Annotated in this window: 12 protein-coding genes; 8 read left to right on the top strand and 4 right to left on the bottom strand. The window is 43.4% G+C overall.

Translation table 11 applies throughout. From position 1 onward, the window contains the following. Window positions 1-223 precede the first annotated feature (223 nt). From K7I13_RS06270 to K7I13_RS06255, 4 genes are all read left to right on the top strand, one after another. Window positions 224-1,327, top strand: a complete 1,104-nt coding sequence (locus tag K7I13_RS06270; RefSeq protein WP_255948823.1) for a sugar ABC transporter substrate-binding protein — start codon at window positions 224-226, stop codon at window positions 1,325-1,327. A gap of 172 nt (window positions 1,328-1,499) precedes the next feature. Continuing rightward, window positions 1,500-3,014 (top strand): ATP-binding cassette domain-containing protein, encoded by a 1,515-nt coding sequence (locus tag K7I13_RS06265; protein WP_255948821.1) that lies wholly within the window; start codon window positions 1,500-1,502, stop codon window positions 3,012-3,014. Window positions 3,015-3,025: 11 nt separating this feature from the next. Then, window positions 3,026-4,186 (top strand): sugar ABC transporter permease, encoded by a 1,161-nt coding sequence (locus K7I13_RS06260; RefSeq protein ID WP_255948819.1) that lies wholly within the window; start codon window positions 3,026-3,028, stop codon window positions 4,184-4,186. Window positions 4,187-4,514: 328 nt separating this feature from the next. After that, entirely contained in the window at window positions 4,515-5,195 is a 681-nt protein-coding gene (locus tag K7I13_RS06255) for a DUF2259 domain-containing protein (RefSeq protein ID WP_255948818.1), read from the top strand. Between the two features lie 157 nt (window positions 5,196-5,352). On the opposite strand, the gene K7I13_RS06250 is transcribed toward K7I13_RS06255, so the two are convergent. Then, window positions 5,353-5,766, bottom strand: a complete 414-nt coding sequence (locus K7I13_RS06250; protein ID WP_255948817.1) for a hypothetical protein — start codon at window positions 5,764-5,766, stop codon at window positions 5,353-5,355. A 68-nt stretch (window positions 5,767-5,834) separates the two neighbouring features. Between K7I13_RS06250 and K7I13_RS06245 the strand changes: the two genes are divergently transcribed. The 4 genes from K7I13_RS06245 (at window position 5,835) to K7I13_RS06230 (ending at window position 11,857) form a co-directional block, all read left to right on the top strand. Beyond that, on the top strand, window positions 5,835-6,890 hold the full coding sequence (locus K7I13_RS06245; protein WP_255948816.1) for a lipoprotein TP_1001-related protein: 1,056 nt from the start codon (window positions 5,835-5,837) through the stop codon (window positions 6,888-6,890). A 55-nt stretch (window positions 6,891-6,945) separates the two neighbouring features. After that, a complete protein-coding gene (locus tag K7I13_RS06240) occupies window positions 6,946-9,150 on the top strand; it encodes a peptidase U32 family protein (RefSeq protein ID WP_255948815.1) in 2,205 nt (734 codons plus the stop codon). Window positions 9,151-9,293: 143 nt separating this feature from the next. Then, the gene (locus tag K7I13_RS06235; RefSeq protein WP_255948814.1) at window positions 9,294-10,700 is read left to right on the top strand and encodes a sensor domain-containing diguanylate cyclase; all 1,407 of its coding nucleotides are present in this window, start codon (window positions 9,294-9,296) and stop codon (window positions 10,698-10,700) included. 2 nt (window positions 10,701-10,702) lie between these two features. Then, complete coding sequence (locus K7I13_RS06230; RefSeq protein ID WP_255948813.1) at window positions 10,703-11,857, top strand: putative bifunctional diguanylate cyclase/phosphodiesterase; 1,155 nt, start codon at window positions 10,703-10,705, stop codon at window positions 11,855-11,857. A gap of 6 nt (window positions 11,858-11,863) precedes the next feature. Here the strand turns inward: K7I13_RS06230 and K7I13_RS06225 are convergent, their stop codons facing one another. The 3 genes from K7I13_RS06225 to K7I13_RS06215 all read right to left on the bottom strand — a co-directional run bounded on the left by K7I13_RS06225 (window position 11,864) and on the right by K7I13_RS06215 (window position 16,146). Beyond that, complete coding sequence (locus K7I13_RS06225) at window positions 11,864-14,308, bottom strand: EAL domain-containing protein (protein ID WP_255948812.1); 2,445 nt, start codon at window positions 14,306-14,308, stop codon at window positions 11,864-11,866. Window positions 14,309-14,440: 132 nt separating this feature from the next. Then, window positions 14,441-15,313, bottom strand: coding sequence for a metal ABC transporter permease (locus K7I13_RS06220; RefSeq protein ID WP_255948810.1), 873 nt, complete (start codon window positions 15,311-15,313; stop codon window positions 14,441-14,443). Next, window positions 15,310-16,146, bottom strand: a complete 837-nt coding sequence (locus K7I13_RS06215) for a metal ABC transporter ATP-binding protein (RefSeq protein ID WP_255948808.1) — start codon at window positions 16,144-16,146, stop codon at window positions 15,310-15,312. Before K7I13_RS06215 ends, K7I13_RS06220 begins: the two co-directional genes overlap by 4 nt. Between the last annotated feature and the right edge of the window lie 17 nt (window positions 16,147-16,163).

The following is a 16,163-nucleotide window of genomic DNA, read 5'->3' as shown; positions in this document are numbered from 1 at the left end:
GCTGCCACAGGGTCCACGCAGTAACCCGATTTGAGGGTAATTTTTTGACACCAACAAATTACCCTTCCGTTTTACATATTCCCCATCTCTTTTTTCTGATTCCAGCAAAAAACAAAAAACGCCAGAATTTTAGCCGTCGGGAGAGGCTTTTATCCGGTATTATAATTTTGAAAGCGGAAATACATATGTATTTCAAATTCGCATTATTCCTAAGGAGGATTACATGAAGAAGTTTTCAAAAATCATTATTGCCGGACTCGCATTGCTGATGATCGGTTCATTCGCATTTGCAGGCGGCGGTCAGCAGAAATCAAAGGTTGATGTAGGTATTGTTCTGCCGACAAAGGATGAGCCGCGCTGGGTACAGGATGAGACCCGCTTTCTTGATGCTCTGAAAGGACAGGCAAATGTTGAGCTGTTATTCAGTCAGGGTGATTCCGGGAAGGAAAAACAGAATGTGGAAACCCTTTTGACAAAGGGGATTAAAGTTTTAATCATATGCCCGCATGATGGTACTGCCGCTGCCGCAGCTGCAGAAGCCGCCAAAAAAGAAGGCGTAACCGTTATCGCTTATGACAGGCTTATAAATGATACAACTGCTGTTGATTATTATGTAACATTTGACAGCGTGTCCGTCGGTAAAGCCCAGGCGCAGTATCTGGTTGACCAGCTCAAGGGCAAAACTAAAGCCCCTCTGTATCTCTATGCAGGCGCCGCTTCCGATAATAACGCATTCCTCTTTTTCCAGGGAGCATGGGAAGTTCTTCAGCCGCTTATTGCAAACGGAACCTTTGTAATCAAAAATTCTTCCGAAGCTGTGGCTCTCCAGGGGAAAAAAGATTTAACCCGCGCCGAAATGGCAAAAATTATCGGCCAGATTTCAACCAACTGGGATTTCAATGACGCAAAACGCAAGGCAGCCGACAATCTGACTTCAGCTTCAACCGCAGACAAGGGTGAAGTATTCATTCTTGCGCCGAATGACGGAACCGCCCGCGCTATTGCCGACGAATTCGCAAAAGATACGGCAGTAACGAAATATTATGTTACCGGGCAGGACGCTGAAAAAGCTTCCGTGCAGTATATAATTGACGGGAAACAATCAATGACTGTTTTCAAGGATGTCCGGACGCTCGTTTCAGACGCAGTTGCAATGGCAAAAGACGTTCTTGCGGGAAAAACACCGATAACCACCGGTTCGTATAACAATGGGAAGAAAGATGTTGCTGCAAAGCAGACTGAAGTTGTTACAGTTGATAAGAACAATGTAAAAGCTGCTCTTATTGATTCAGGATATTATCCTGCTTCAGATTTCACAGGACTGTAATTAATTATATAAAACAGGCAGCATGAATATGCTGCCTGTTTTATAGTTAAACAATTTGAATTGTTTAACTATAGTATTTCCGGTGAAAAGAATTAACCATTTTTTTTCACCGGAAACCTGAATTAGGGGAGTATAGTATTATTCCGTAATAAACCGAGTGCGGGAGTAAGTTATGGATAAACCCATTTTGGAAATGTCTCACATCACAAAAGAATTCCCCGGAGTCAGGGCTCTGGATGATGTAACTTTTAAAGTTGCAAAAGGGGAAATACATTTTGTTGTTGGAGAAAATGGCGCAGGCAAGTCAACACTGATGAAGGTTTTAAGCGGGATTTATCCGTATGGAACATATGAAGGAGATATCCTTATTGACGGAGAAATCCAGCGGTATAATTCGATACGGGACAGCGAACACGCCGGACTTGCAATTATTTACCAGGAACTTGCCCTGGTTCCCGATCTATCTATATATGAAAATATTTACCTGGGGAATGAGCAGAAAAAAGGCCATTTGATTGACTGGAATGAAACAATCCGGAAAGCAAAAAGCCAACTGGAAAAAGTCCGGCTTAATATTGATCCCAGTACAAAGGTTCGCAATCTTTCTGTCGGAACCCAGCAATTAATTGAAATTGCGAAAGCGCTGAGCAAGGATGTCCGGCTTCTTATTCTTGATGAACCCACCGCTGCACTTAATGATGATGACAGTGATAATCTTTTAAATCTTATTCTTGAGCTGAAAAAACAGGGTGTTACCTGTATTATGATTTCGCACAAGCTGAAAGAAGTAATGCAGATCGCCGATACCGTAACAATTCTCAGGGACGGTAAAACGGTAAAAACCCTTAAGCGGGATGAATTAAATGAAGAAGTAATTATCAAAAACATGGTCGGACGCGAAATAGAAAATATTTATCCAAAACGGGAAAATGTAAAAATAGGTGATGTTCAATTTGAAGTTAAGAACTGGACTGTATATGATTATTCCGTAAGCCGTGAAATTCTGACTGATATAAATCTCTATGTCCGAAAGGGCGAGGTGCTCGGGATTGCCGGGCTTATGGGCGCGGGCAGAACGGAATTTGCCCTGAGCATTTTCGGGAATCCGAGAAATTACCGGGTCTCTGGCGAAATGATTATCAAGGGACAGCATATCCAGCCTGGACATCCTAAAAATGCGATTGACGCGGGTCTCGCCTATGTTTCGGAAGACCGGAAAAAAGACGGGCTGATACTTGATCAGGATGTAAAACAGAATCTTTCAATCGCAAGTTTAAAGGACCTGACAAACCGGCTTACAATAAATAAAAACGAGGAAATTCTTATTGCGGAAGAAATAAGGAAAGACCTTAAAATAAAAACTCCTTCTGTTGAGGCAAAGGTCCGCAACCTGAGCGGCGGCAATCAGCAAAAAGTATCGCTTGGCAAATGGCTTATTGCAAAGCCCGATATACTTATTCTCGATGAACCGACCAGAGGTATAGATGTCGGCGCGAAATACGAAATTTACACAATTATGAATAAACTGGTAGAACAAGGGATGAGTATAATTATGATTTCATCAGAACTGCCGGAAATTCTCGGGATGAGTGACAGAATATATGTGATTGCTGAAGGCCGCATAACCGGTGAAATTTCCGGGACTGAGGCAACCCAGGAAAAAATTATGAAAATGGCAACAGTATAAGGGGGTACAGAATGAATATAAAAATGCTGAAGCAAAATGCCCGTGAATACGGAATGTATATTGCGCTTTTGGTAATTATGGTTTTATTTACTATTTTGTCCGGCGGTGTTTTTATGTCACCCCGCAATTTAAGTAATCTGTTCGATCAAACCGGTTATGTTGCCGTGCTTGCGGTTGGAATGACTCTCATTCTGATAATCCGGCACATTGATCTGTCGGTCGGCTTTGTCGCGGGTTTTATCGGAGCTATCGCAGCCGTACTGATGAGAATGGGTAATGTTCCCCTTGTATTTGTATTTATTATTGCTATCGCTGTGGGTATTGTTATTGGGCTGTATCATGGCTGGCTGGTCGCTTTTATGGGCGTCCCCGCGTTTGTTGTGTCGCTTGCCAGTATGTTTATTTTCCGGGGCGCTCTTCTCCGCCTTACGGAAGGCAGCGGGACCATTATCGTGACCAATAAGTTCTTTAACGCTCTGGGAAACGGGTTTATTCCCGATATTTTCAACATAAGCGGAACCCATGTTCTTACCCTGATTATCGGCGTTGTCGCGATTATAGCTTTTATTATAAATGAAATCAGGACCCGCGAAAAACGGAAAAAATATAATTTTGAAACATCAACGCTTGATATGTTTATAGGAAAGCTTGTATTTATATCCCTGCTCATTCTCTTTTTCGCGTGGCAGTTGGCGCAATACCGCGGAATTTCATGGACTGTGGTTATTGTTATCGTTATTGTCGCGATATACCATTTCTTTATGAATAATACCGTACTCGGCCGCCATATTTATGCAATCGGAGGGAACCCCGAAGCTGCCGAACTGAGCGGTATCAAGGTTAAAGCGGTAACCATGTTTGTTTTTGCCTCAATGAGCGCCCTCGCCGCCCTTGCGGGAATTCTGTATACTGCCCGGCTCCAGTCGGCCACAACAACGGCAGGAAACGGTTTTGAACTTGATGCCATAGCTTCCGCCTATGTCGGCGGCGTTTCAGCTTCCGGCGGCGTAGGCAAGGTTACGGGAACCATTATCGGCGCGATCGTAATGTCTTCATTGTCAAACGGAATGAACCTGCTCGGAGTCGGTATTTCTTATCAGTATATTGTGCGCGGTCTCGTTCTTGTTATTGCGGTTTTGTTTGATGTCCGGTCCCGCAGAGTAAAAATCTGATTTGAAAGACAGGTTTAATACATTTCCGCTCGAATGAACCTCCCCGGGGAGGTTCATTTAAAGATTATACAGTATGAAAAGGCCCGCGCGCATTTATTCAGGCGCGGTTTTTTTATTTTTATGAAAAAATCGGAACACGGGTCTTTTCCGTCCGGAAATATGGGTTAAATTTTTTCATAAAGCTCAAGCCGGCCCTTTTTTCTGTCGATATGTAAGTATTCCGGTCTGTGTGTTTTATTTTACGCCGGATAGGAATAAATAATAGGATTTTGCAGTAAAAATCCTGGTAATGACGGGAAAAGTTCATTATTTCAGGGGAGGATCGTATATGCGGAAACTGGCAGTACTGTTCTTGGGTGTTTTTTTTACAGCCTTTGTACACGCAGGTGATGTCGCTACCTTTATGGATCTGGGTTTTTCGGCTGATGGGAAAACATATACTTTCGGGCAATATGGAATAACCGATACCCGGTTTCAGGCCTACGCGGATATATTCTGTGTCGATGTAAGTACAAATAAGTTTATTCCCGGCGGGACTTTTTCAACCAACCCGGACTCGAAAACCTCCGGGCAGGAAGGCCGTATAGTTTTTGCCTCCTTGCAGAAAAATACCGCGGATTTTATGAAAAAACTGGTGGTTGACGGAAGCAATGCGGGGCGCCCGCTGTATGTCGAAACTGAAGAGAGCATGAATCTGAAAGAAATATCTTTCAGGGACTTTGAAACGGGAAATGTTTATAAAATAACCATGAATGTACTTACATCAGGCAGGGGAGCGTCTGTCCAGTCTTCGTTCTATCTTTCCGTACAGATTACCGATTCCTCCGGGAAGGTAACAACCAGGACAGTCGGGCTTCCTGGTTATAAACGGCCAGGCGTAAGCAATTATGGTATCCGCCGTATTGTGACCGATAACACAGGTAAATCCGTTGTCTTCATTATTGAAAAAGAGATGTATGAAGAAAAGGGCAGCTCAATACGTTATATGGTTGAAACCTTCCGGTTCTGATTTTATTCGAAACGAGGGTTTAATCAGCCTGCGGCTGGTTCTGTAAGGTATGTAACGGCCGCTTCCGCGACCTGCTAATACCCTGCTGCTTTGGTATTAAACCCGAGACCAATTTCACGGGAGAGAAAAATACTCCGCTACTCTGCGGCGGAGTATTTTATTTTTGTTCTTCAATGATTTCCCTGAAAATCTGAAAAACTGTTTTTGAATCTTCCGACAGGATCCGTACCAGAATCCTGTCGTTTTTAAATTCTTTCTTCATCCATAATGATTCGAGCCAGATCGCTTCCGAAACCTCCCGCCATTTTTCTTCCGCAGCTAATTTGTCCTGTCTGTCAGCGTTAATTTTGAAATCGCCTGCGGGTATCTGTGAAAACAGGTATGTCCCTGCCGGAATAATCCCTGTTTTTTTCCCTTCACCCAAAAGATGTTCCTTCCGGTCCGGTTCAAGGTTATTCTTTTTGACAGACGAATAGTATTCCATAATTTCAAGTGTGCCGTCATCAGCCGGCTTATCATCCGGAACTGATATATCTTTATGCAAAAGAAGTTTATATATGCTGAATTTCATATAAAAAAAGTATCAGAAATCAGGCCAAAATGCGAGATACTCCTGATAAAAAAGCAGGAGGTAATAAAATGCGAAATCTTTTTTCTGTTATCTGCAGGGATCCGCCTGCATTGGCCGGCCATCTGACAAACCTGTCCGGGTTAATTTTATGTTTTATATTATGCGTGCTCACTGCTTCCTGTATGGTCCATCAGGAAGCTCTGACTATTCTGGGAGGTGATATAACTATCCCGAAGCTGGAAAACTTTGAGGTCACAGGCGGGAGAGAACTGCGGGCTGTTTTTTCCCGTCCGGTTAAAATACTATCAGCCCGCGCGGTGACCGCAAATGAAAACCCTGAAAATCTTAATATAACTTTTCCTGATGAGCAGGAGGCTTCTGAAGTCAGTTTTTTTCTTGAGTATGATATGGAAACTGGAGCAAAAGCCGTTTTATCCGCGCTGGTGGCCGATAAAAAAGGCAATACGCTTTCTTTTTCCGTTCCTTTTTCAGGTTACAATAACTGTCCTGCAGAATTACTGATAAATGAACTGCGGGCTGTATATTCAAAACCCAAAGTTGAATATATAGAATTTCTTGTGCTTGGATCGGGAAATCTGAGCGGGATTGAAGTATTTAACGCAATGAATCCCGATAATCCATATATATTTCCGGCTGCTGAGGTTACGGCAGGGGAGTTTATAATTCTGCATCTTCGCTCTATCGAAGACGGAATCCTGGATGAAATAACAACGGAGATCATTTCAGGCGGTACGGAGGCTTCTCCCCACGCCAGGGATTTTTGGGCTGTTCATATTCCGAACAAGGTTCCGCTTAAACCAACCAGCGTAATCATTGTCCGTGAAAGGGAAAATGGGCGGATTATGGATGCTGTTTTATGCATTCAGGAAGGATCCGAAGTGTGGCCGAATGATACGGTAAAAAAGTATGCTGAGCTGGCCGCTGAAACGGGAGCCTGGCATCCTTCCGCGCTTACAGAAGACGCGGTGGTTATGCCGAATTCGAGCGCGACGACCCGCAGCCTCGGACGGAATGAATATTCGGATGACAGCAACGGAGCTCCAGACTGGAAGTTCTGTGCAACCGGAAAATATTCACCGGGAAAAGTAAATGAACCCCATTAAACTTATAGGCAGAAAGGGGCAATTTGGGGTAAGATAAGCCAATACGGAGGCGGATATGGCAGAATTATTGGCACCGGCGGGAAGTCCGGAAGCACTTGATGCAGCAATTGGAGAAGGTGCTGACGCCGTATATCTTGGGTTAAAGAGTTTTAATGCCCGCCTGCGTTCCTCAAATTTTGCGTGGTCACAGTTTGAAGCCGCTGTTGAAGCCCTTCATAAAAGAAACAAAAAAATATTCGTAACGGTAAATACTGTTTCCATGGAATCTGAAATGGAGCGGATGTACCGTTTTTTAGGCTATCTGAACAGAATAGGTCCGGATGGACTGATTGTCCAGGATTTTGGCGTCCTCAATATGATAAGGAGCTGTTATCCGAAACTGCGTATCCATGCATCGACACAAATGAATATCGCCAGCGCAAAGGCTGTAAATACACTGAGCCGGGCCGGTGTTTCGCGGGTAGTTCTGGCCAGGGAACTGAATCTGCCTGAAATACAGAGTATAAAAGAGCAAACCTCCTGCGAGCTTGAGGTTTTCGTCCACGGTGCGCTCTGTGTCAGCGAGTCCGGTTTATGTCTTTTTTCCAGCTTTCTCGGCGGTAAATCGGCTAACAGGGGCCTTTGCGCCCAGGCCTGCCGGCGGCTCTATACCGCTGAAAATCCTGACGGAATCCGTGAAGGATACTTTTTCTCCCCTCATGATCTTCAGCTTATAGACAGGATTCCGGATCTTGTTCAGGCAGGCGTCCATTCTTTTAAGATAGAAGGAAGAATGAAAAGCGCTGAATATGTGGGTACCGTTGTATCAGCTTACCGCTATATGCTTGACAATTGGGAGAGCGACCGGAAAAATGCCGCTGAAACAGCCCGGCGAATACTTGCAAATGACTTCGCCCGGGCAAAAACCCGTTACTGGTATGATTCTGAAAAAGCTGAAGATGTTTTAAACCCTGATCAGGCCGGGGGTACGGGATTATCGCTTGGTAAAATTGACAGAATTACTACCAAAAACGATATGTCTTTTGCCTGTCTGAAAAATGACGGATATGAACCGGAACAAGGCGATTCAATACGGCTGCATAAAAAAGATGATTCGGGACGTGAAAGTCATAAAATAAGGGAAGTTGTTATTGAAAAGAATAAACGATGGATAGATATTCCCGCCGGATTCGGAACAGGAGATTCAGTTTACCTGCTCCAGACAAAAAATATGACAAAGCGTTATCCTCACCTGCTACCAAGGGATCTGTCGCCGTACCGGAGTCAGCCCGGCGGAGAACCAATACCTGACCTTCAGATTGATTTTTCAAAGGCCGTAAAGGAGAAAAAAACGGACACTCCGTCTCCTCCAAAACGGAAGGGTCGGGATGCGCAGGCATTTCCTGAAGGTTTGTATGTGCAGGTTTCCGAAATCGACGAACTGTATACAATTCTCCCTGACAGGCCGGTCCGTGCGATTATCGAACTGAATTCGCGTACAATTCCTGCGCTCACCGGTTCAGAACCCGCTCATACCCAAAAAAAGGCCGGGAATCTTCCTTTTGCCCGGGACAATATCATTATTTCTCTTAATCCGTTTTTTCCCCAGAATAAGGAAGATGAGCTTGACGGCATACTCGAAGCTCTTATAAAACGCGGTTTTTCCCAATTCATTTTAAATAACCCGGGCCATATCGGATTATTGCGGAAATATGATGTTAAGCGTATTGCCGGCCCTTATTTATATACGTTCAACCGCTGGGCTGTCGATTGGTTAATCGGGCAGGGGCTGCAGTTTTTTATAACGCCCCTCGAAAATTCACGGAAAAATCTTGAAAAAACCTTTGCCCCACCGGCCCGCAGCCGGGTTATGGTTACTCTTTTTGCCTATCCCGCCCTGTTCCGCATGAGGTTTTCTCTTCCGGCGAGTTATCAGGCAACCTGGTTTTCAGACAGGCAGGAGGGGGTGTTTACCACCATTTCTACCGATGATGGATCGTATGTGTTTCCAGATGTACCCTTTTCCCTTACGGATAAGGCCGCTTCCATAAAAAAAGCCGGATTCAGGCATCAGCTTATTGATCTGTCCGAAACCCGGCTCAAAAAGAACCAGTACCGGATGGTTATGGACTCATACAAAAAGGGACAGGTTTTATCGGAATTTTCCCGGTTTAACTGGAAAGACGGATTTTATGATCCGGTAAAAATGGAAGAGATAAAGCAGATGAACGAACGCAATAATTCCGGAAAAAAACAGGGAAAGAAAACACTGAAAAAGTAACATGGTAATAAAAAATAATACTTGTATATAAAAAAACAACATATTAATATACAGACATATTCCAGGCTCCCGCAGTCAAGATATACAGTGAGAAAGGGCCTGATTGACCATAACTTACGGAATACCCATTATGAGGTCCCGGTATGAAAACCCAGAACAGAGCAAACCAGGATTTGGAAGAAATTCTTGAACATGTCCCTGCTGTTGTTTTTCGCCTCTCAAAAGAAGAAAATGGCTGGCGGACCTGGTATGTTAATAATACCATAACAACATACGGATACACCACAACAGAATTTATGGATGGCGCCATTCAGTGGTTTGATATTGTGCATCCTGATGACAAAACCGTACTGGTCCAGACCATTAATGATTATGAGAGCCGGAAGATTGATGAATTCCGGCTGTATTACCGGATAATTACAAAAAGCGGGGACAGCGTTCCCATAACCGAATATAATACGGCAAACAGGGACAGTAATGGACAGGTTTACTGCTATGATACGGTAATTCTGAGCAATTCCCAGTCGGAATCCGGACAGCTGCTGATTAAAGACTATTACAAACAGCAGCTGGTTCTTAATGATATTTTAATGAGTCTGCATGATTCCGATCTGGATAATGCAATCAGAATTACTCTGGACAGGACAGGGGTTTATCTTGACACAAGCAGGGTCCTTCTTTTTAAGGATGCTCCTGATAAGAAAACCTGCAGGGTTGTCTATGAATGGTGCAATAAGGGAATTCCTTCCTATAAGGCAATGAATGATGTTATTTCATATACGACTGATATTCCCGAAGTATACAAGGCAATGGAAAGTACCGGAGTCATGCTCGTAAATTACAGCGAAATTCCTGAAAACAGCGCCGGTGAATTTGAAAAAGAGGAAGTCATCGCTGCGGCCATTTTTGCAGTCTATTTATACGGGCAGCGCTACGGTTTTATATGTTTTGATGACTGTATTATAAAACGGAAATGGGATCAGGATACCGCACGGTTTTTAAAAAATATTTCAAACCTTATCTCTACTGTTCTGGTCAGGCAGCGCGCCGCCGATCAGCTTGAAGTTTCACGGAAAACCTGTGAAGCTGTGCTGGATAATATAGATTCCTATATTTTCGCGGAACATCTCGGGTCAGGAGAAATCATATTCGCGAACAGAGCATTCAGGCAGGCTTTTGGAACTGACTGTATCGGTAAACCGGGAATGGATTACTTTCCGGCCGCTTCCGGCGCAGGCAATCCTTCGCCGGCTTATTCATTTATAAATAAACCTTCTTCCGGTAATAAAATCTATGAAACATACTGCGGCAAAACGGATGAATGGCTTGCCGTCGATGAAGAAATTATCCCCTGGATTGACGGACAGATGGTCCGGCTCGTAACCTGTTATGATATGACTGCGAAAAAACTGTATGCAGACGCCATTGAGCGGCAGGCTTTTCTGGATCATTTGACCGGATTGCCGAACCGTTTCCGGTGCGATGTTGATTTGCAGGAAGCAATGGAACAATCCGCCATATCGGGAAAATCCGGCTGTGTTTTTTTATAGATATGGATGACTTTAAAGTCGTAAATGACTGTTACGGACATGATTACGGAGACGGCATCCTGAAATCTTTTGCGGCTTTTCTCAACACAATGTTCAGCGAACCGAATAAGGTTTTCAGATTCGGCGGAGATGAATTTGTTATACTGATTAATCATGAAAATATCGGTAATGTGGCGGATTACCTGCGCATACTCTTGGAGCGGTCCGGCACGCCCTGGCAGGCTCTTGATAAACAGTTTTACTGTACGCTCAGCATAGGGGTAGTAGAATTTTCAGGAAAGGATGAAGAGTGGAAAACAATCATAAAGCACGCTGATATTGCCATGTATGAAGCAAAACGGCGGGGCAAGAATAATTATGAATACTACCAGAGCCGATATAATGATAAGGCTGTCCAGCGTTCCCGGATGGAATCGCTTCTCAGAAAGGCAATGAATAATAATTTTGAAGGCTTTGAAGTTCATTACCAGCCCATTGTTTCAGCTGAATCAGGAAATATAACCGGTATGGAGGCCCTGCTCCGAATGTACGATTATGATAATATCATCCTGCCCAATGAATTCATTCCGTTAGCTGAATATCTCGGATTTATGATTCCCATAGGTGAGTATGTCCTCCGGAGCGCCGCCCGGGAATGTATGAAAATAAACCAGACGGGGCAAAAAGATTTTTCCGTAACAATCAATCTTTCGGCAAAGCAGTTTAACCAGAAAGAAATTGTAAACAGGATCGAAAATATCCTTGATGATACCGGCGTAGATTACCGTAACATTATTATCAGTATCAGCGAGAGTATTGCTGTTGGTGACAGTGAACGCATGTTTATGGTTTGCAAACAGCTCCGCAGCAGGGGTATACAAATAGCTCTGGATAATTTCGGCGGCGGGAACTCTTCCTTTCTGCATTTGAGAGATCTTCCGATAGATATTATAAAAATTTCTTCCGTTTTTGTGCAGACAATCAATGAAGAATACTCAAGGGAATTCATTGAAATCATAATAAAGCTGAGCCGTTCCATGCACAAGAAAATCTGCATAAACGGTATTGAAACTGAATTTCAGTACGAACAGTGCAAAACCTTCGGCGCTGTTGATCTGCAGGGATTTTACCTGTACCGCCCTGCAAAGCAGTCCGAATTGAAGATGGAGAATCTTTGATCCCCGCTATAAATTCATGCCTTTCCGGTTATTATTCCATTGTTTCATAAAATCAATGTATTCATCGTATGGCAGCGGCTTGCTGATGTAATATCCCTGTATTTCGTCACACTTGATACTTTTCAGGAAAGCATATTGGGATTCATCCTCCACTCCTTCCGCCGTTATTACCATGTGGAGACTCTTGCCCATTGCTACAATCGCGTTAATAATAGCCTTATCATCATCTTCTTCATCAATTCTTATAATAAAAGAACGGTCTATTTTAATCCGGTCAACTGAAAGTTTATGCAGATAACTCAGGGAAGAATACCCAGTCCCGAAATCATCTACGGATATTTCCATTCCTACATTATGCAATTCGCGCAGGATAGTATTTACTTTCTCCATATCATCAAGCAGGGTCGACTCGGTTATTTCTATATCAAGTTTTCTTACATCAATCCCGGTTTCTTCTATAGCGCTCCTGATTACCGGAATAAAATCTTCATGGAGCAAAACCTGGGCTGAAATATTTATTGCAATGGTATTATCAATACCTTCCTGCTCGAATAATTTTCCGATCCTGCAGCATTCCCTTATCATCCACCAGCTCAGGGGAATAATCAGGCCGGATTCTTCAGCCTGTGGAATAAATTCCAGCGGGCCTATAACTCCCTCCGGCGACATCCAGCGGATTAAAGCTTCACTGCTTGTAATTTCTCCCGTTTCAACGGAAAGCTTGGGCTGGAAAAATGCCCGGAATTCCCTGCAGTTATTATTAATCGCACTCCGGATTTTATTTTCTATATAAATCTTTCTCTGAAGCGCGGCGTGAAATTCTTTTTTATACGGAACATAGGAATTTTCACCCTGATCTTTGGCCCGGTACATGGCAATATCGGCTGTTTTTATCATTGTTTCGGCATCCTGTCCGTCTTCCGGATAACTGCTGGACCCTATTGCAACGTTGATAAGAAACTCTCTTTCCTTCATACGGAAGGGCGTTTTAAATACATTAAAAATTCTCTCTGCGAAAAACTGCTCTTCAACATCATCTTTGAGGGATTCAATAACAATTGCAAATTCATCTCCGCCCATACGCGAAAGCAGCGCGTCTTCACCGAATTCCTTTTTCAGTCTGTTCGCGACGAGGATAATGAAATTATTCCCGAGATTATGTCCCAGCGTATCATTGATAAACTTGAACCTGTTTAAATCAATGAAAAAAACGGTGATGGTATTCAGATTTGCTTTTGCTTTCTGGATGATAGTATTTAAGTCTTTTATTGTACTTGTTCTGTTTTTCAGGCCGGTTAAAATGTCATAATTTGCGCTGTAATTAAGTATTTCGTTGCTTGTCCGTATAATATCACGGTCATTTTTTATGCGGAAAAGCATATCATTTATGGCATTCGCGATGTTATCCATTTCCTTTGTATTACTTTTGAAATTCAATGAGGCCCCTGTTTTTTCCATATTAATATTTTTTATTTCCGCGGCCATTTCAGTTAAGGGGACAGCTATTGTTTTATTGAGCAGATTGAAAATTACAAATAATACAATAATACAGCAGAGCGCCGCGACGCCAAGCACAATATTAATGAAATTGCTTCCTTCAGAATACAGCGTTCTCGGACTCGAAATGGATACTGCAAGGGTATCATTGCCGAAGATATCGGCAAACAATTCAAATGTGGTTGCACTATCATCGTGAGCTATCACTATACTCCGGTTTGCCAGTAAGGATTCCCTTTCGCCCGCGGAGATATCCGTATTATTAATTTCTGAAACTGAAAAGCTTATTTCAGAGTCTTTTGTCAGAAAAGCCATTTCCGCGTCATCAATGATTCTTCCGAAAATAAAAGCTCCGGCGCAGGGCCCTGTTTCATCTGAACGCAAGACCGGATATGAACTCAGATAGTATATGGACTGATCATGGCTCACAAATCCGGCCATGCCAATCTGTGTTGTATTGGTCAGATCAAGCAGTTCTTTTTCATCAAACGTTGATACCGTCAGAGGGCCGATGACTTCATACAAGCCGGACAGATCCGGCGGATTTTCCATAAAAGCTGCGTTCCAGAAATCATAATAGCCTTCATATACAATATCACCCCTGACATCAAGAACCGCGAGGAAATTCAGTCTGAACAGCTGGAAGGGATATTCGGTGAGATAATCGTCAAGAAATTCATCATAATCGCCAAGAACATAGTCATAGGTATAATCCCAGCTTGACCAGTCTCTTGTAATGCTAGGCAGATAACTGACAGAAGACACCAGGACATTCTCCGCCAGTTTTGCCTGGTTTATCATATTATCGAGTTCCCTTTCCCCGAGGAGGCTTCTCATACTTATAAAGAAAACCGCGTAAAGGAGCAGGAACATAAATATAAACGGTATGGCCATTGTCTGGAGGATTCTTGTTTTTATCGACTTTTTTTCTTTCTCATGATGAGATATTGTCACCCCAATCTTCCTCCGGCTGCATAATTATACAGCAAAAAAAACAATAAATATTTTTCTTAATTATATACATGTTTTATAAAAACAGAAAGTACTAAAACATATGACCTGGAAAAATACCCCTTTTCTGTCCTGTTACGCCTGTCCCTGCTTTATTTTACCCCGCATTTTTTTCTTTGCAAGAGACAGAATTGTTACACATAAAAATACGGCTCCGGCAATAACAACAGTCATAGCTCCTACAGGAACATCAAGTACCCAGCCGGCGGCGAGTCCCGCGCAGGAAAACAGCGCGGAAAAAATGCTTGCAAACACCATCATCCCTGCTATATTTTTAACAAAATAGCCCGCTGTGCCGGAAGGCAGTGTCAGCATTGCAATTACCATCAGAATCCCGACAAACGTCTGGAGCAGGACAATGGCAATGGCAATTATTGCAAGAAGGATCAAAAAAAACATGTTGGTTTTTACCCCGCGAAGGCGGGCAAATTCCTCATCAAATGATGAAGCTTCTATCTGCGGGTAGAATTTCCATGCTAAAAGCAGTACTGCAACATCAAGCCCTGCCAATAATATAAGGTCCTGATTGGAAATAAGCAACATATTTCCGAAAAGATAGCTGGAAGGATCGGTATAACCAGGGGTTTTTGCCATAAATAAAACGCCTATGCTCATTCCTATTGCCCAGATAGCATTGATAACAGTATCTTCCCGCTGTTTTGCGCGCAGGGATACAAGGCCTATAATAAGAGCGGACAGGACGGCGAAAATAATCGCGCCTGCCATAGGACTCATCCCTGGAATAATCCCTGTCGCCGACAGAAAAAGTGCCATGCCGATGCCGCCGAGTACTGCGTGCGAAATCGCGCCCGCCAGTCCCGCTATCCGTTTTACGGTAACAATAGAACCAAGAGTCCCGAAAAGGACCGAAGAGAGGAGTCCTGCGATGAGAGCATTGCGTATAAAGATTATATCAGGATTGAATAGTATATTTGTCAGGAAATTCATGTAATTTTGTCCTTTCCGGCCATATCCCGATTTTTGTGCTGGCAGTGAATGCAGTGATCGGAAATATCACTGTTATGCAGTATTCTGTATTCATTTCCTCCTGCCGTCTGCCCTTTTTCTTCCTCTACCTTGCTTATATTGTGTCTGACCACAGAGCGGTTGCTTTTTCCCGTTTCAGGATTATACTCGCCGACACAGAAAACGGAATCAGTCAGGGAAGATACAAAATCAGTATCATGGGTAACAATGAGAATGGTTGTTTTTCCTTTTAAATCGCCAAGCGTCCGGTACAGACGGTTTTCACTTTCCACATCCATATTTGCGGTCGGCTCATCAAGTATAAGCAGATCCGGCTCAATAGACAGGGCCCTCGCAAGCAGGACTCTCCGGCGCTGGCCCCCGGACAGGGCCGCGTAAGGCCTGTTTCCCAGTTCGGAAATATCAGCCTGTGATAAGGCGCGTTCAACAGCCTCATTATCTTCAGCGGAAAATTTGCGTGAAAGGGGGTGGAGCCTGCCCATTTTTACGACTTCCTTTACGGAAACCGGGAAGGCGGGATCATAAATAGTCTGCTGGGGTATATATCCGATCTTTCTGCATCCTTCGGAAGGGGACCTGCCAAACAGTTCAATGGTCCCGGCTGAGGCTTTCTCTATTCCCAGAATCAGCTTGAGTATTGTTGTTTTTCCCGCCCCGTTTTTTCCCACAAGAGTTGCAAAATCTCCTTCATGAATGTGGAGATTCACATGTTCGAGAACCGGCGTTGTATCATATGAAAATGATACATCATCAAAACAGAGAATAACTGATTTTTCACCGGATTGTTCTGCCATATTTATTCCGCTTTTAT

This window comes from Brucepastera parasyntrophica (assembly GCF_022376835.1).
In the GTDB taxonomy this organism is placed as follows: Bacteria; Spirochaetota; Spirochaetia; order Treponematales; family Treponemataceae; genus Brucepastera; species Brucepastera parasyntrophica.
The sequence above is the reverse complement of the archived record's forward strand: the minus strand, read 5'-3'. Positions and strand labels throughout refer to the sequence as shown.

Coding starts and splice junctions, on each gene's coding strand:
- K7I13_RS06260 (WP_255948819.1), top strand. CDS start 3,026: ATGAATATAAAAATGCTGAAGCAAAATGCCCGTGAATACGGAATGTAT.
- K7I13_RS06270 (WP_255948823.1), top strand. CDS start 224: ATGAAGAAGTTTTCAAAAATCATTATTGCCGGACTCGCATTGCTGATG.
- K7I13_RS06215 (WP_255948808.1), bottom strand. CDS start 16,146: ATGGCAGAACAATCCGGTGAAAAATCAGTTATTCTCTGTTTTGATGAT.
- K7I13_RS06235 (WP_255948814.1), top strand. CDS start 9,294: ATGAAAACCCAGAACAGAGCAAACCAGGATTTGGAAGAAATTCTTGAA.
- K7I13_RS06240 (WP_255948815.1), top strand. CDS start 6,946: ATGGCAGAATTATTGGCACCGGCGGGAAGTCCGGAAGCACTTGATGCA.
- K7I13_RS06255 (WP_255948818.1), top strand. CDS start 4,515: ATGCGGAAACTGGCAGTACTGTTCTTGGGTGTTTTTTTTACAGCCTTT.
- K7I13_RS06265 (WP_255948821.1), top strand. CDS start 1,500: ATGGATAAACCCATTTTGGAAATGTCTCACATCACAAAAGAATTCCCC.
- K7I13_RS06250 (WP_255948817.1), bottom strand. CDS start 5,766: ATGAAATTCAGCATATATAAACTTCTTTTGCATAAAGATATATCAGTT.
- K7I13_RS06220 (WP_255948810.1), bottom strand. CDS start 15,313: ATGAATTTCCTGACAAATATACTATTCAATCCTGATATAATCTTTATA.
- K7I13_RS06230 (WP_255948813.1), top strand. CDS start 10,703: ATGGATGACTTTAAAGTCGTAAATGACTGTTACGGACATGATTACGGA.
- K7I13_RS06245 (WP_255948816.1), top strand. CDS start 5,835: ATGCGAAATCTTTTTTCTGTTATCTGCAGGGATCCGCCTGCATTGGCC.